Origin of the sequence: Pseudomonas rubra (assembly GCF_028656935.1) — a bacterium.
Classification (GTDB): Bacteria; Pseudomonadota; Gammaproteobacteria; order Pseudomonadales; family Pseudomonadaceae; genus Aquipseudomonas; species Aquipseudomonas rubra.
In genome coordinates this window covers 51596-67406 of record NZ_JAMDGZ010000027.1, presented here as the reverse complement: position 1 = coordinate 67406, position 15811 = coordinate 51596, and the positions used below count along the sequence as shown (strand labels likewise).

Here is a 15811-nt window from a genome sequence, read left to right as displayed (position 1 = left end):
GTTTCGCTTCTCGTCATTCGTATGTTCAGTGGAGGCCTTGCCGCCACAAAGGGCTAATAGTGCAAGACCCTGCCGGTGCAATCAACTCAGTCGGCCTTGTCGCCGCCTGCAAGGTTCTTTTTCGCACCGGTCTTGAAGTCGGTTTCGTACCAGCCCGTGCCACCCAGGCGGAACCCCGGGGCCGAGATCAGCTTCTTCAACGCGGGTTGCTCACACGCCGGGCAATCGGTCAGCGGCGCCGCGCTGAGCTTCTGAAGGGCTTCGAGCTGATGATCGCAGGAAGCACATTGATAGTCGTACATGGGCATAGGCGTGTCTCGTTAACCATAGCGCTGGCTGGTTCAGGCGCTAAAGCGCGAGATTATATATGGTTAAGGTGTGCTGTGCAGCCCGGCAACCGACTAGCGTGCCACTTCCATCTGGAGCAGGAACACCACGCAAATCACCCGGACCAGGCCGCTGAAGTTTTTTACCCCACCATGACGCAGGTGCACCTCGCGATCGACATAGGACAGTACCGTGTTGACCGAGCACTGATTGGCCTTGGCGATGCGTTCAAGAATGCGCCAGTAGATCTGCTCCAGGCGCAGGCAGGTGGCAAAGCCGTTGAGTCGCACTGAACGCGACAGCGGCTGGGCCAGGTTCATTTCGAAATCGGCCGCGAACGGGTCGATATTGCTGTTGTGCGGCACACCGCCTGCGCGGCCCGGGCGACTCATCCATACCGACATACTGTTACCCAACCACTTTATTCAAGGGAAACACAACCACGGCAGGACTCGCCGTGGAACATGCCCTTAATGAAGCGCCCTGTAACGAGACGGCACTATCAGACGCAAAAGCTCTGCGCGTAGGCTCTATCTGCAACAGACTAGGTATCTGAAAACGTCGGTAAACACTTCCATCACACTAGAAAACGCCCGGCCTTCCGTTCGAAGGCCGGGCTGGAGCAGCGATCAGGTGTTTATTTGCCTTCAAGCAGAGAGCGCAACATCCAGGCGGTCTTTTCGTGCACCTGCATGCGCTGGGTCAGCAAGTCAGCAGTAGGCTCATCGCTGACCTTGTCGAGCAGCGGGAAAATACTGCGCGCCGTGCGGGTGACCGCTTCCTGGCCCTCGACAAGCTGCTTGATCATTTCGTCGGCCGCCGGCACCCCCTCTTCTTCTTTAATAGAGGACAGTCGCGCATAGATGGAGTAGGCCCCCGGCGCCGGGAAGCCCAGCGCCCGGATACGCTCGGCGATGGAGTCGACCGCCAAGGCCAGCTCGTTGTATTGCTCCTCGAACATCAGGTGCAAGGTGCGAAACGATGGACCGGTGACGTTCCAGTGAAAGTTGTGGGTTTTGAGATAAAGAACATATGTATCTGAAAGCAGGCGGGACAAGCCATCCACGATGGACTTGCGATCCTCTTCACTGATACCGATATCGATAGCCATGCAATTCCCCTTTCATCAATGCTTGTGATCAAGCGGGTCCGAACCACTGTACCAATAGTTTTAGCCGCCTGCAGCCGCGCGCCTGCGACACAAGGCTGCAGGCCGTGCGACACACGGTTGGCCGCTGATTTGAGAAGCCCGGGGCTTTGCTGTTAAATAGGCGGCGTGCCGCCCGCGCTGATAGTCATTGCGCTGGCGCATAGGCTGACCCTTTTTCACGTTTTTGCGCCTTTTAACCCCGTGCGCGCCGTGAAGTCAGCTCTTCCTGTGATCCGCCTTATCAATGTGAGCCAACCAACATGTTCAAGATCGTCCACCTGTTGACGGGCGTTGCAGCTTTGCTGCTGTCCTTCATACCCAGCCTCAGAACCGAAGCCATTCCCTTCCTGCAGCAACCGCAAGCTGTTTTCCTGGCCCTGTTCGGCCTGCTCAACCTGGTCCTCGCCCCCGTGGTCCCGCAACACTACCGTGGCGTGCGACAACACCTGCAACGCGCTGCCAGCGCCTTACTGGTTATCGCCGTAGCCCTGCAGATCGTCACACTGCTGGCTCGCCCGGAGCTTGGCGACCTGCCAGCCCTGGCCTGCGCCGTAGTGGCAACCGCTCTGCACTTGGTCGCAGGACTTGCAAAAGGCACCCGCGCACGCAGCCAGAGCACGTCGTACGACATGTCCAATCGCGATACCGGCACCGTAAAGTGGTTCAACACCTCCAAAGGCTTTGGTTTCATCTCCCGCGATTCGGGTGATGACATCTTCGTCCACTTTCGCGCCATTCGTGGCGAAGGCCACCGCGTTCTGGTCGAAGGCCAGCGCGTGGAGTTCTCGGTGATGAACCGTGACAAGGGCCTGCAGGCTGAAGATGTGATCGCTGCCCCACGGCGCTGATCACCGAAAACAAAAAACCGCGACGGCATCACTGCCCATCGCGGTTTTTTTACGCCCCGAACCTAGTAGTGGGGCGGCGGCGCCTCTTCTTCACTGGCTCCGTACTGACCGACCATCTCTTCATAACGCTTTAGCAGCGCTGCCATTTGCAGCTGCAGGCGCTCCACCACACGCTGCTGCTCGACCAGCACATCGTTCAAGGTCAGCAAGGTATCGTCCTGAAAGGCCAAGCGGCTTTCCAACTCGGTCACGCGTGCTTCAAGAGTCATGACTCAAGCCTCCATGAACTGAAAGTCGTCAACCAATACCTCGGCAAGACGCAAACGGATATCGACCAACTGTTGCGGCGAGTATTCCACAGCCGGCTTAGCGCCCCATACCGGCGCCGGCCAGGCCGGGTCAGTGCGCCGACGAACAATGACGTGCATATGTAGCTGGCTAACTACATTACCAAGGGTTGCCACATTCATCTTGTCGGCTTTAAAGACATCCTTGAGGATTTGCGCCAGGCTTGTAGTCTCTTTCCAGAGTTGCTGCTGCTCACTGTCATCAAGTTGAAACAATTCACAGACATCCGCACGCCGCGGCACCAGGATAAACCAGGGGTAGTTGGCATCCTTGCTCAGCAACAGCCGACAAAGAGGAAAGTCACCCAGGTAAAGGGTGTCTTGTTGAAGACGTTGATCCAGAGCAAACAAAGAGAAATCTCCTACAACAGCTTAATACCTTGCTCACACAACACCACCGCGAGCCACTGCCAGCAGGATACTCCTGATCGGCCGCCGGGGCATTGCCCGCTGCCTTTATTAATGAAGAGATGCACTGTTTTGGCCCGTTCCATGACCGAAAAGGCCCGTAGGCGAGAGGGTGTTACGCTGCCTGAGTGAGGAAACGCTACTTTTCGCACCAAAATGACGCCGCCCATCGCCGTTTCGCCCACTGAACATCCACAAACTACTCAGCTTTAGCCTTTTGCGGTAACGCTTTGACTTTACGGGCAACTTTTACCCTTATTCCCGCGCACGCGACTTGCGCTAACCAATGGTTCTTTGACCCCCGGTTTCTCGGCACCGCAGCCACCTTGCAGGCTGCAAAAGTGAAAAATTCGTGAAGCTGTTCGCTTTTGTGCACGCTTGTTGCATTGTCATCCGCCACAGTCGGCACGACACCTGCATTGATGCGGTGGAAGGCGACAAATAACAACAGCTGCATGGGTTAACCAGGGAGTTTCGGGGGCAAGGGGCTAGATTGTTTTTACCTATCCTTAATCCGCTTGAAACAGCGCTGGAGTTGTACGGCCCGCAAAACCCGGGGCGTGGTTTGCGACAGGGACATAACTGTTAGCGACATGACCGTAAAGTTACCGAAAGGTTCTGGACGCCCATATCGCCAACGCAGGTCAGCGTGATATACATTTCCGCCGACACAAAAAAGAAAGAGCCGCACTGATAAAAAAACCAAACAGTGACGGCAGTACTCTTCCTAAAAACCAAAGGAGCAAATCACGATGCGCGTGATGAAGTGGAGCATTATCGCCCTGGCTGTTGCAGCCGGCACCTCGCAGTTGGCAGTGGCCTCTTCTCAGGACGAGTCCAAGGGCTTTATTGAAGACAGCAAACTGTCTGTCAAAACCCGTGCAATGTACATGAACCGCGACTTCCGCAATGGCGCCGGCAACGTCCCTGATGCGACCAAGAGCAGCGGCTTCAAGAACGGCTACCGCGAAGACAGCGGTATTTCGATGCTGGGCATCTACGAATCCGGCTTCACTCAGGGTACCGTTGGCTTTGGTGTCGACGCCATGGCCATGGGTACCGCACGCTTCGACGGCGGCGAAGGCCGTGCCGGCAACGGCCTGTTCCGCACCGACAGCGACGGCAAGCCAGAAGACGCACAAGGCAAGACCGGTGGCGCGGTGAAGCTGCGCGTCTCCGACACCGTGCTCAAGTACGGTCGCCAGTTCGTTGCCAGCCCGGTTTTCGCAACCGACGACAGCCGCCTGCTGCCTGAAGTCGCCGAAGGCACCTTGATCACCAGCGACGAAATCAAGGGCCTGCAACTGAGCGCAGGTCGCTTCACCGCCCTGAGCTCGCAGACCGGCATGGGCAAGGACAGCATCAACGGCAAGCACACCCCGGGCCTGACCTCGGCCAACATTGCCGGCGCCACCTACTCCTTCACTGACAACTTCGTCGGTACCCTGGCAGCTTCCGATGTCGATGACTACTTCAAGAAGCAGTACATCAACCTCAACTACACCCTGCCGATCGATGACAGCCAGTCGCTGAACTTCGACTTCAACGCCTACCGCACCAAGGACCAGGGTCAGGCCCTGTACGGCGAGCTGGACAACAAACTGTGGAGCCTGGCAGCCGCTTATAGCCTGGGCGCTCACAAGTTCACCCTGGCCTATCAGCGCTCGACCGGCGACTCGGCCTACCTGTACGGTGTCGACGGTAACGGCACCATCTTCGTGTCCAACTCCATCCAGATCTCCGACTTCATCGGCGAAGAAGAGAAATCCTGGCAGGCGCGCTACGACCTGAACATGGCCAGCTACGGCGTACCCGGCCTGAGCTTCATGGCGCGTTATGTACACGGTGACAACATCGAGACCACGTCCAACACCGAAGGTAAGGAAAACGAGTTCAACTTCGAGACCAAGTACGTGATCCAGGAAGGCGCAGCCAAAGACCTGTCGTTCCGCGTCCGTCATGCCATCTACCGCGCAAACGATGCGTACAACGCAGACTACACCGCCGACAACAACGACTTCCGTCTGATCGTCGAGTACCCGCTGAGCATCCTGTAAGCCTCGGGCTTTCAGTATCCCCAGTACGAAAGAGCCCGGCACTGCCGGGCTTTTTCTTGTCTCGATTCGGGCTGACAACGCCGTCAAGCTCCGGCATCCTGTACGCCACCGATTCGCCCCCGTACAATGCGGGGTCATTCAAAGTCTTAAGCAACCGACAACGGCCTCCCATGCGCACCAGTCAATATTTGCTCGCTACTCAAAAAGAAACCCCTTCCGACGCGGTCGTCATCAGCCACCAGCTGATGCTGCGTGCCGGCATGATCCGCAAGCTTGCCTCCGGCCTCTACACCTGGCTGCCGATGGGCCTGCGGGTGATGCGCAAGGTCGAAGCCGTGGTCCGCGAGGAAATGAACGCCGCTGGCGCCCTGGAAGTGCTGATGCCGGCCATCCAGCCTGCCGAGCTGTGGCAGGAGTCCGGACGCTGGGAACAGTACGGCCCTGAGCTGCTGCGCCTCAAGGACCGCCACGGTCGCGAGTTCTGCGTGGGGCCGACCCACGAAGAGGTCATCACTGACCTGGCCCGTAACGAGCTCAACAGCTATAAACAGCTGCCACTGAACATGTACCAGATCCAGACCAAGTTCCGTGACGAGATCCGTCCGCGCTTCGGCCTGATGCGTGGTCGCGAGTTCATCATGAAGGACGCCTACTCCTTCCATGCCGATCCTGCTTCCCTCCAGGAAACCTACGATCGCATGCACCTGGCCTACAGCAACATCTTTACCCGCCTGGGCCTGGACTTCCGCCCAGTGCAGGCTGATACCGGCTCGATCGGTGGCAGCTACTCCCACGAATTCCACGTGCTGGCCGAGTCCGGTGAAGACGATGTGATCTTCAGCGACAGCTCCGACTACGCCGCCAACATCGAGAAAGCCGAGGCCATTCCACGGGAAACCGTGCGCCCTGCGCCGACCGAAGAACTGCGCCTGGTCTACACCCCGGACGCCAAGACCATCACCCAGTTGGTCGACAACTATGACCTGGCGATCGAAAAGACCGTCAAGACCCTGATCGTCCACGCTGCCGAAGAGGGCAAGCTGATTGCCCTGATCGTGCGTGGCGACCATGAACTGAACGAAATCAAGGCCGCCAACCTGCCAGAGGTTGCCAGCCCGCTGGTCATGGCCACCGACGATGAACTGCGCGACGCCATTGGCGCCGGTGCCGGTTCCCTCGGCCCATTGAACCTGCCGCTGCCGTGCATCATCGACCGCTCGGTCGCGCTGATGAGCGACTTTGGCATCGGTGCCAACATCGACGACAAGCACTATTTTGGCGTCAACTGGGAGCGTGACCTGCCGGTTCCGCAAGTGGCCGACCTGCGCAACGTCGTCGCAGGCGACCCAAGCCCGGATGGCCAGGGCACCCTGGTGATCAAGCGCGGCATCGAAGTCGGGCATATCTTCCAGCTCGGCACCAAGTACAGCGAGGCACTCAAGTGCCAGGTACTGGGCGAGAACGGCAAGCCGGTGACCCTGAGCATGGGTTGCTACGGCATCGGCGTATCGCGCGTGGTGGCTGCTGCCATCGAGCAGAACTACGACGACAACGGCATCATCTGGAGCGACGCCCTGGCACCATTCCAGATCGCCCTGGTGCCGCTGCGCTATGAAACCGAACAGGTTCGCGAAGCGACCGACAAGCTGTACGCCGAACTGACCGCTGCCGGTTTCGAAGTGCTGCTGGACGACCGTGACAAGAAGACCAGCCCGGGGATCAAGTTCGCCGACATGGAACTGATCGGTATCCCGCACCGCATCGTGATCAGCGATCGCGGCCTGGCCGATGGCAACCTGGAATACAAGCACCGCACCGAGCGTGACGCACAGCCGCTGCCAGTGGCCCAGGTGCTGTCGTTCCTGCAAGCCCGCATTCGTCGCTAAGCCAACGCAAGAGTAATCATGTTCAAGCGAAGTACCATCAACCTGGGGGGCGCCGCACTGTGCGGCGCCCTGTTCCTCAGCGGTTGCGCCAACCAGATGTCCCAGCGCAGCGAACACGAGGAGCGCATCGAGCGCAAGCTGCTCGAACACAGCCTGCAGATCGATGTCGGGGACCCCAAGGTACTCGAGCTGCCGCAACGGCGTGTGCGCATTCACGAACAGAAGAATTTCGAAGTCACCGAGTTCGAAGTTACCCGTCGCTATGATCGCTATACGCCTTACCAGCCCTGGCGCGAAGTCTACGAGATTCCGCTGGGCGCGGTGGCGGTGGTTGCCGGCGTCGGCGCCAACGTGGTCAACGTCTTTGCCCTGGGCAACCTGCCCGACAGCGTGACCCATGACTGGTTGCGCTATGGTTTCGACGGCCTCAACCCGTTCATGAACGCTCAGTCCAACGGCCGTGCCCAGCAGAACCTGGCGGGTATCACCGAGGTGCAGAAGGACAAGCGTCAGGAATACACCAGCGTGCCGTGGAGTGAACGACCGGTCACCGTCAAGGCCGGCAAGGTCAACCACGAGCTGACCACCGACCGCAACGGCGTGCTGCACCTGAACCTGCTCGACAGCCCGTTCAGCGAGCAGAACCTCACCCATATCGGCACCCTGCACCTGCAGGTCGCCGATGAAGACAACAATGTACGTGGCGATGCCAGCCTGCTGATCAGCGCCAGCCTGCGCGGCAAACTGGTGGAAGCCCACGAGCTGATTTTCGACGACCTGGAAGACGATGAAGTCAGCCAGTGGGTGCACCGGGTCAAGCGCCTGTCGGAGCTGGGCCTGGAAGAGGAAGCCAGCGAACTGGAGCAGAGCCTGATCGAACTGACCCGCAATGATCCGGAGCTGCAAGAGGAATTCCTCAAGGCGCTGACCAAAGACGCCGGCCGCCTGGTCGCCGATCCCGGCGCGCACTGACCCCCGCATCATCCGGTTAGCGCCAACCTGTTGGCGCTAACCCCCTCACTCCAGCATGAACAGCTCCAGCTGTTCATGGGCACCGCGCAAATCCTGCAAGCGCACGCCGATACCCAACAACCTCACCGGTTTGCCACCTCGGGCAAAGGCCTGGCTGAGCAATTGCTGATAGCTGCCCAGGTCGCGCCCTGCCCCCGACTGCTCAAGGGTGGTCTGGCTGAAATCATGGAACTTCACTTTGACGAACGGCTTGCCCGGGCGATAGCTGTCGTCGATACGCGCCATGCGCCCGGCAAGGGTTTCCATCAGCTCCGGAAGCTTTTCCAGGCAACTGGCCAGGTCCGGTAGATCGGTATCGTAGGTGTTTTCCACACTGACCGACTGGCGACGGCTGTCGTTGTGCACCGGACGATCGTCGATCCCTCGCGCCAGCCCCCATAGCCGCTCGCCAAAACTGCCGAACTCACGGGCCAGGGCCAGGCGACTCCAGTCGCGCAATTGCAGACAAGTGATGATGCCCAGGCGGCCCATCTTGTCGGCGGTAACCTTGCCTACCCCGTGCAGCTTGCTCACCGGCAAGGCGGCAACGAAGTCCTCGATTTCATTAGGGGTAACCACAAACAGGCCGTTGGGCTTGCGCCAGTCACTGGCAATCTTGGCCAGGAACTTGTTCGGCGCAACGCCGGCCGAGACGGTGATGTGCAGTTGCTGGGCAACCCGCCGGCGAATGTCCGCGGCAATGCGCGTGGCGCTGCCATCGAACCAGGTGCTTTGCGACACATCCAGGTACGCCTCGTCCAGCGACAGCGGCTCGATCAGGTCGGTGTACTGGCGAAAGATGCCGTGGATTTCTCGCGAGGCTTCTTTATAGGCATCCATACGTGGCTTGACGATCAGCAGGTCCGGGCACAACTTGAGCGCGTGACGCGAAGACATCGCCGAACGCACCCCGTAGGCCCGCGCCTCATAGTTACACGTGGCGATCACCCCCCGGCGCTCCGCCGAACCACCTACTGCCAGCGGCCGGCCAACCAGGCGCGGGTCGTCGCGCATCTCGATGGCGGCGTAGAAGCAATCGCAGTCGATATGGATGATCTTGCGTTGGGACATAAGTGAACGTAAGTACAGGTTTAAAGTGATGTAAGCAGTATCTCACCCGATCGTGCGCCATGCATCACAACTAATTTTTCGCCTCGAAGACGCCCTGCAAGGCCCGCCCCTGCTGCCCCGCAGCCCATTTTCCAGACGCTAAGCGATTGAAGGAAAAAGGATTTCTGAAAATTAGCTATTGACAGCCACAGGCAGAACTGTAGAATCAGCACCACAGACGCGGGATGGAGCAGTCTGGTAGCTCGTCGGGCTCATAACCCGAAGGTCGTCGGTTCAAATCCGGCTCCCGCAACCAAATCAAGGAAAGGCCACTCTAACGAGTGGCCTTTTTCTTTGCCTGAAATAAAGTCCCAGGCACTTTTTTATTGTAAATCAACAATTAAGCGTTGACAGCAAAGCTCAACGCTGTAGAATCCGCCCCACAGACGCGGGATGGAGCAGTCTGGTAGCTCGTCGGGCTCATAACCCGAAGGTCGTCGGTTCAAATCCGGCTCCCGCAACCAAACAACAGAAAAGGCCACTTTGAAAAAAGCGGCCTTTTTTGCGTCTGCAATTCAGGTCATTCCCTTTCGCGCTATCGCGCACCGCCGCTCAGGCAATATGAAACTTCTTTAACTATCCTCAAGGTGCTCAGCGGCCCGATCATATCGGACATCACGCATCCATAGGGATTGGTACTTTGACCGGATACAGCCTAGCTGTCGCGCGCAAGCCACGAGGTGGTTGATGCGCACCCAGACACCTGAAACACAAGCCCCCGTTACTGCCGCACTACCGATTGCCGAGCATCGCTTGCGCTGGCTTGAGCGCCTGAGCAAGTATCGCCAGCCGATCGGCCTGGGCGTGACCTTGCTGCTGTTTACCGTTGCCCTGATCGCCTGCCGCCACTTGCTTAGCGAACTGGACATCTATGCCCTGCATGATTCGCTGCTCAGTGTGCCGCCCACATCGCTGATCGGTGCGTTGCTGGCCACGGTGATCGGCTTTGTCATTCTGCTTGGTTATGAGTGGTCGGCCAGCCGCTATGCCGGCGTGCAGTTGCCGCCGCGCACCCTGGTGATGGGCGGCTTCAGCGCCTTTGCCATCGGCAATGCCATTGGCCTGTCGCTGCTGTCCGGGGGGTCGGTACGCTATCGCCTGTATGCCCGTCACGGCATCGGTGCCGCGGAAGTGGCGCGGATGACCCTGTTCGCCAGCCTTTCCCTGGGCTGCGCTCTGCCGCCGCTCGCGGCCCTAGCGACCTTGAGCAACCTGCCTGCTGCCGCTTCGGCCTTGCACCTCGCGCCTGCGCTGTTGGCAGCGATCGCCCTGGCAGTACTGGGCCTGAGCGCGGCGCTGGTCTACGGGCTGTACCGTCGACGGCTGCCCGAACAACCCCTGGCAGACAACCTGCTGGTGCAAGTAGGCCGGCGCACTTTGCGCTTGCCAGGTGCACGCCTGACCCTGTTGCAGTTGCTCATTACTGCCCTTGATGTTGCCGCTGCCGCCACCGTGCTTTACCTGCTGTTGCCAGAGGCTCCGCCCTTTGGCGCCTTCCTGCTGGTCTACCTGCTGGCCCTGGCCGCCGGAGTTCTCAGCCATGTGCCTGGGGGCGTCGGGGTGTTCGAGGCGATCCTGCTGGCAGCCTTTGCCGACAAGCTGGGCGCCGCGCCACTGGCTGCCGCACTGCTACTCTATCGCCTGATCTATGTGGTGCTGCCGCTGCTGCTGGCCTGCATCCTGCTGCTTGCCAGCGAAGCCCGGCGCTTGCTGTTTGCCCAGCAGGCGATCCGGGCCGCTTCCGGCCTGGCGGCGCCAGTGCTGGCGGTACTGGTGTTTCTGTCTGGTGTGGTGCTGCTGTTCTCCGGGGCCACGCCGGAAATCGACGAGCGCCTGGAGCACCTGGGCTTTTTGGTGCCACACCGGCTGATTGATGCCTCGCATTTCGGCGCCAGCCTGATTGGCGTGCTGTGCCTGCTGCTGGCTCAAGGCCTGCGGCGGCGCCTGTCGGCGGCCTGGATCCTGACCACCATCCTGCTGCTGGTCGGCGCTCTGCTCTCGCTGCTCAAAGGCTTCGACTGGGAAGAGGCCAGCATCCTGACCTTCACCGCCTGCTTGCTGGCAGTCTTCCGCCGTTCGTTCTACCGTCCCAGCCGCTTGCTCGAACTACCGTTCTCACCGGTTTACCTTGCCGCCAGTGCCTGCGTACTGGGCGCCTCGGTGTGGCTGTTGCTGTTTGCCTATCAGGATGTGCCCTACAGCCACCAACTGTGGTGGCAGTTCACCCTCGACGCCGATGCTCCACGCGGCCTGCGCTCGGCCCTGGGCAGTGCGGTGCTGCTGGTGATCGTCGCCCTGACCTGGTTGCTGCGCACTGCCCGTCCGGTGATTCACTTGCCCAGCGCCGAGGAACTGCAACGCGCCAATGCCATCCTGCAAGCATCCGACCAGCCTGACGGCGGCCTGGCACTGACCGGCGACAAAGCGTTGCTGTTTCACCCCAACAACGATGCCTTTCTCATGTATGCCCGCCGCGGCCGCAGCCTGGTGGCGCTGTATGACCCGATCGGCCCGGCCCATGAACGCGCCGAGATGATCTGGCAATTCCGCGACCTGTGCGATGTGCACCATGCCCGCCCGGTGTTCTACCAGGTCCGCGCCGAGAACCTGCCGTTCTATATGGACATCGGCCTGACCGCGATCAAACTGGGCGAAGAAGCCCGGGTAGACCTCAAGCGCTTTGACCTGGAAGCCAAGGGCAAGGAGATGAAAGACCTGCGCTACACCTGGAACCGGGGTGGCCGCGATGGCCTCAGCCTGGAAGTTCACGAACCCGGACAGGCGCCATTGCACGAGCTCAAGAGCATTTCCGATGCCTGGCTCAGCGGCAAGAACGTGCGCGAGAAAGGCTTCTCCCTCGGCCGCTTCAGCCCCGACTACCTGCAGCACTTTCGCATTGCCCTGATCCGCTTCGAAGGCCGGCCGGTGGCGTTTGCCAACTTGCTGGAAACACGCGGACTGGAGCTGGCCAGCCTTGATCTGATGCGTGCCCACCCCGACGCGCCGAAGCTGACCATGGAATTCATGATGATCGGCCTGATCCAACACTATAAGCAGCACGGTTATGGCCGCTTCAGCCTGGGCATGGTGCCACTCTCTGGGCTGCAACCACGGCGCGGCGCGCCCTTGACCCAACGCCTGGGCTCGATGGTGTTCCAGCGCGGTGAGCAGCTGTACAACTTCCAGGGCCTGCGCCGCTTCAAAGACAAGTTCCAACCGGACTGGGAACCTCGTTATATGGCCGTGCCGGCCGGACTCGATCCGCTGGTGGCACTGGCCGATACCGCCGCCCTGATCGCGGGCGGCCTGACTGGATTGGTGAAACGCTGATGATTCGACGCTACTGGCTGTATGTATTGGTTCCCCTGCTACTCGCCCTATTGGCCGCTGCCCTGGGCTTCTGGCTGTGGACGCGCCCGGCACCTGAAGCCACCCTTGAGCACCTGAACCTGAGCGATGGCAGCAGCCTGATAAAGGTCAACCCGGGCACCCAGGCCAAGGCCCGGGTGGCGATCGCCGTGCCCCAGGAGCAGGCCTTGAGCGAGAAGCAGTTGCTCGATCTGAGCCAGAGCGGTGAAGCACAGATGGTCCAGGTAATCCTTCCGCCCGCCGATTGCAGCAAGCAGCAACAGGCCCTGCAGCAAGCCCTGCAGCAACTCAAGGGCGCCCCGACCCTGGTGGCCGGTATCGGCCCAGGCGCAGCCCAGGCCTGGCGTTGGCTGGCCCAGCAGAGTGATGACAAGGCCCAGGCGATCTCGGTGGACTTCACCCTCGAACAGCCCGGCTGCGCCACCCCACTGCCCAAGTCCGCTGCCCACGGTCACTGGAGCGTGGTCTGGAACGACAACCCGGACGACGCCAGCGCCGCCTTCGTGCGTGACCAGCCGAACGCCGAAACCAGCATCAGCGACTACGACATTCACCTGCCGCAAGTGCTCAAGGCACAACTGACCCAGGCGCTGGTAGGCGAAGATGGCAACGCCATGAGCATCCCTGTGGTCGAAGTGCCCGCCGGACAAACCACCGACACCGTGACCCTGTTCCTGTCCGGTGACGGTGGCTGGCGTGACCTGGACCGCGACGTGGCCGGGGAGATGGCCAAGCTCGGCTACCCGGTGGTCGGCATCGACACCCTGCGTTACTACTGGCAGCACAAGACCCCGGAACAGAGCGCCATCGACCTATCCGAGCTGATGCAGCATTACCGGCAGAAATGGGGCACCAAACGCTTTGTGCTGACCGGTTACTCGTTTGGTGCCGATGTGCTGCCAGCGATCTATAACCGCCTGCCAGCCGAAGACCAGCAACGTATCGATGCGGTGATCCTGCTGGCCTTTGCCCGCAGCGGCAGCTTCGAGATCGAGGTCGAGGGCTGGCTGGGCAACGCCGGCAAGGAAGCGCCCACTGGCCCGGAAATGGCCAGGCTGCCGGCCTCCAAGGTGGTTTGCGTGTACGGCGAGGAAGAGGCAGACGAGAGTGGCTGCACCGACCACAGCGCCGTTGGCGAGCGCCTGAAGCTGCCCGGTGGGCACCACTTTGACGAGAACTACCCGGCGCTGGCCAAGCGCTTGATCGGCGATATCGAGAACCGCCAGGGCAAGACCAGCGTCGCGGAACAGAACTGAACGCCCCATCGCGGGACAAGCCCGCTCCTACAAAGTGCTACTGCAGGAGCGGGCTTGTCCCGCGATGGCGCCTCAGATTTCGACTTGAGTCCCCAGCTCGATCACCCGGTTCAACGGCAAATTGAAGAAGCGCAAATTACCGTTAGCGTTCTTCAGCAAAAAGGCAAACAGCAAGCCCCGCCAGCGCGACATGCCCACCAGTCGCGAGGCGATCACCGTCTCGCGGCTGAGGAAATAGGTGGTGCGCATCGGGCTGAAGTCCAGCCCTTCCAGATGGCACAGCTTCAACGCCGCCGGCACATCCGGTTCGTCCATGAAGCCAAAGTGCAGCAACACCCGATAAAAACCCTCGCCATAGGCTTCCACTTCAAAGCGCTGCTGGGCCGCTACCCGCGGCGTGTCCTCGCTGACCACGGTCAACAGCACCACCTGCTTATGCAGGACCTGGTTGTGCAGCATGTTATGCAACAACGCATGAGGCACCGCATCAGGCCGCGCGCTGAGAAACACTGCCGTACCCTCGACCCGGTGCGGCGGCTGCACGCGAATGCTGCCGATGAACAAGGGCAACGGCAGGCTGCCTTCGTCCAGGCGCTCGACGAGGATTTGCTTGCCGCGCTTCCAGGTGGTCATCAGGACAAACAGGACGATCCCCGCCAGCACCGGAAAGGCCCCGCCCTGCACCACCTTGGGCACGTTGGCGGCGAAAAACAGGCCATCGACCAGCAAAAAGCCCAACAGCACCGGTACCGCCAGCAACGGCGGCCATTTCCACAACAGCAGCATCACCGTGGACACCAGCAAGGTGGTCATCAGCATGGTCCCGGTCACCGCCACGCCATAGGCCGAGGCCAGCGCACCAGAAGACTCGAAGCCGATCACCAGCAGGATCACCCCGACCATCAGCGACCAGTTCACCGCGCCAATATAGATCTGCCCCTGCTCGTCACTGGAGGTGTGCTGGATCTGCATGCGTGGCACATAGCCCAGTTGAATGGCCTGCCGGGTCAGGGAGAAAGCCCCGGAAATCACCGCCTGAGAGGCAATTACGGTGGCCAGGGTAGACAAACCGACCAACGGTATCAGCGCCCAACCTGGCGCCAGCAAATAGAACGGATTGCGTGCCGCCTCAGGGTTCTGCAGCAACAATGCGCCCTGCCCGAAGTAGTTGAGTACCAGCGCCGGCAGCACCAGGGCGAACCAGGCGCGGGCAATGGGCTTGCGGCCAAAGTGGCCCATGTCGGCATACAGCGCTTCGGCGCCGGTCAGGGCCAGCACTACGGCGCCGAGAATCGCCACGCCCATGCCCGGGTGGACGATAAAGAAACGCACCGCCCAGACCGGATTGAAGGCCTTGAGCACTTCCGGGCTCTGAAGGATGCCATGTACACCCAGGGCGCCAAGTACCACGAACCAGGTGACCATTACCGGCCCGAAGAGAATGCCGATGCGCGCAGTGCCATGCTTCTGGATCAGGAACAGCGCGACCAGCACGATCAACGCCACTGGAATCACCCAGTGATCGATGCCGTCAAACGCCAGTTCCAAACCCTCTACCGCCGACAACACCGAGATTGCCGGGGTGATCATGCTATCGCCATAGAACAGCGCCGCGCCGATCAGACCACAGCCAACCATCAGTGCCTTGAGTTTCGGGTACGGCGCCGAGGCACGTCGGGCCAGGGCGGTAAGGGCCATAATGCCGCCTTCGCCCTGGTTGTCGGCGCGCAGGATGAACACCACGTACTTGATCGATACCACCCAGATCAGCGACCAGAGGATCAGCGCCAGGATACCGAGCACGCCATCGTGGTTGACCGGCACGCCATAACCACCGGAAAACACTTCTTTGAGGGTGTACAAGGGGCTGGTGCCGATATCGCCATAGACCACCCCCACCGCCGCCACCAGCAAGCTCAGCGGCTTGGCCGACGAATGCCCGGTATCAGTCTGACTGCTTGCCTGAACCATCCACCACTCCCGCAACCAGGCCTTGTGAGCCGGTAAAATTCACCCCGGACGCTATGCTTTACGCACCTGCA

General features: G+C 60.5%; 14 protein-coding genes and 2 tRNA genes. 8 read left to right on the top strand and 8 right to left on the bottom strand.

The genetic code is table 11. From position 1 onward, the window contains the following. Positions 1 to 86: 86 nt before the first annotated feature. The 3 genes from M5G17_RS13760 to M5G17_RS13750 all read right to left on the bottom strand — a co-directional run bounded on the left by M5G17_RS13760 (position 87) and on the right by M5G17_RS13750 (position 1438). Positions 87 to 308, bottom strand: a complete 222-nt coding sequence (locus M5G17_RS13760; RefSeq protein WP_273893456.1) for an FmdB family zinc ribbon protein — start codon at positions 306 to 308, stop codon at positions 87 to 89. A gap of 93 nt (positions 309 to 401) precedes the next feature. Then, the gene (locus tag M5G17_RS13755) at positions 402 to 731 is read right to left on the bottom strand and encodes a ribbon-helix-helix domain-containing protein (RefSeq protein ID WP_273893455.1); all 330 of its coding nucleotides are present in this window, start codon (positions 729 to 731) and stop codon (positions 402 to 404) included. A 233-nt stretch (positions 732 to 964) separates the two neighbouring features. Beyond that, the gene (locus tag M5G17_RS13750) at positions 965 to 1438 is read right to left on the bottom strand and encodes a Dps family protein (protein WP_130263527.1); all 474 of its coding nucleotides are present in this window, start codon (positions 1436 to 1438) and stop codon (positions 965 to 967) included. Positions 1439 to 1737: 299 nt separating this feature from the next. Between M5G17_RS13750 and M5G17_RS13745 the strand changes: the two genes are divergently transcribed. Then, positions 1738 to 2325, top strand: coding sequence for a cold-shock protein (locus tag M5G17_RS13745; protein WP_273893454.1), 588 nt, complete (start codon positions 1738 to 1740; stop codon positions 2323 to 2325). A gap of 62 nt (positions 2326 to 2387) precedes the next feature. Here M5G17_RS13745 and M5G17_RS13740 read toward each other — a convergent pair whose 3' ends face one another. The 3 genes from M5G17_RS13740 to M5G17_RS13730 form a co-directional block, all read right to left on the bottom strand. After that, positions 2388 to 2594, bottom strand: a complete 207-nt coding sequence (locus M5G17_RS13740; protein WP_273893453.1) for a SlyX family protein — start codon at positions 2592 to 2594, stop codon at positions 2388 to 2390. A gap of 3 nt (positions 2595 to 2597) precedes the next feature. Continuing rightward, positions 2598 to 3023, bottom strand: a complete 426-nt coding sequence (locus M5G17_RS13735) for an HIT family protein (RefSeq protein ID WP_273893452.1) — start codon at positions 3021 to 3023, stop codon at positions 2598 to 2600. Positions 3024 to 3279: 256 nt separating this feature from the next. Further along, positions 3280 to 3537: a hypothetical protein gene (locus tag M5G17_RS13730; protein ID WP_273893451.1), complete on the bottom strand. Its 258-nt coding sequence runs from the start codon at positions 3535 to 3537 to the stop codon at positions 3280 to 3282. A 295-nt stretch (positions 3538 to 3832) separates the two neighbouring features. Here M5G17_RS13730 and M5G17_RS13725 point away from each other — a divergent pair, with 295 nt between their 5' ends. From M5G17_RS13725 to M5G17_RS13715, 3 genes are all read left to right on the top strand, one after another. Continuing rightward, complete coding sequence (locus M5G17_RS13725) at positions 3833 to 5137, top strand: OprD family porin (protein WP_273893450.1); 1305 nt, start codon at positions 3833 to 3835, stop codon at positions 5135 to 5137. A 170-nt stretch (positions 5138 to 5307) separates the two neighbouring features. Beyond that, on the top strand, positions 5308 to 7023 hold the full coding sequence (locus M5G17_RS13720; protein ID WP_273893449.1) for a proline--tRNA ligase: 1716 nt from the start codon (positions 5308 to 5310) through the stop codon (positions 7021 to 7023). An 18-nt stretch (positions 7024 to 7041) separates the two neighbouring features. Continuing rightward, positions 7042 to 7995 (top strand): hypothetical protein, encoded by a 954-nt coding sequence (locus M5G17_RS13715; RefSeq protein WP_273893448.1) that lies wholly within the window; start codon positions 7042 to 7044, stop codon positions 7993 to 7995. Positions 7996 to 8040: 45 nt separating this feature from the next. Here M5G17_RS13715 and dinB read toward each other — a convergent pair whose 3' ends face one another. After that, a complete protein-coding gene (gene dinB, locus M5G17_RS13710; RefSeq protein WP_273893447.1) occupies positions 8041 to 9105 on the bottom strand; it encodes a DNA polymerase IV in 1065 nt (354 codons plus the stop codon). Positions 9106 to 9323: 218 nt separating this feature from the next. On the opposite strand from dinB, the gene M5G17_RS13705 reads away from it, so the two are divergent. The 4 genes from M5G17_RS13705 to M5G17_RS13690 all read left to right on the top strand — a co-directional run bounded on the left by M5G17_RS13705 (position 9324) and on the right by M5G17_RS13690 (position 13769). Beyond that, positions 9324 to 9400 (top strand) — tRNA-Met (locus M5G17_RS13705). A gap of 131 nt (positions 9401 to 9531) precedes the next feature. Then, positions 9532 to 9608: transfer RNA gene (locus M5G17_RS13700), tRNA-Met, on the top strand. A gap of 223 nt (positions 9609 to 9831) precedes the next feature. Beyond that, a complete protein-coding gene (mprF, locus tag M5G17_RS13695) occupies positions 9832 to 12474 on the top strand; it encodes a bifunctional lysylphosphatidylglycerol flippase/synthetase MprF (protein ID WP_273893446.1) in 2643 nt (880 codons plus the stop codon). Continuing rightward, positions 12474 to 13769, top strand: coding sequence for a virulence factor family protein (locus tag M5G17_RS13690; RefSeq protein ID WP_273893445.1), 1296 nt, complete (start codon positions 12474 to 12476; stop codon positions 13767 to 13769). The genes mprF and M5G17_RS13690 overlap by 1 nt, the downstream gene beginning before the upstream one ends. Before the next feature lie 72 nt (positions 13770 to 13841). Here M5G17_RS13690 and M5G17_RS13685 read toward each other — a convergent pair whose 3' ends face one another. After that, positions 13842 to 15740, bottom strand: coding sequence for a potassium transporter Kup (locus M5G17_RS13685; RefSeq protein ID WP_273893444.1), 1899 nt, complete (start codon positions 15738 to 15740; stop codon positions 13842 to 13844). Positions 15741 to 15811: the final 71 nt, after the last annotated feature.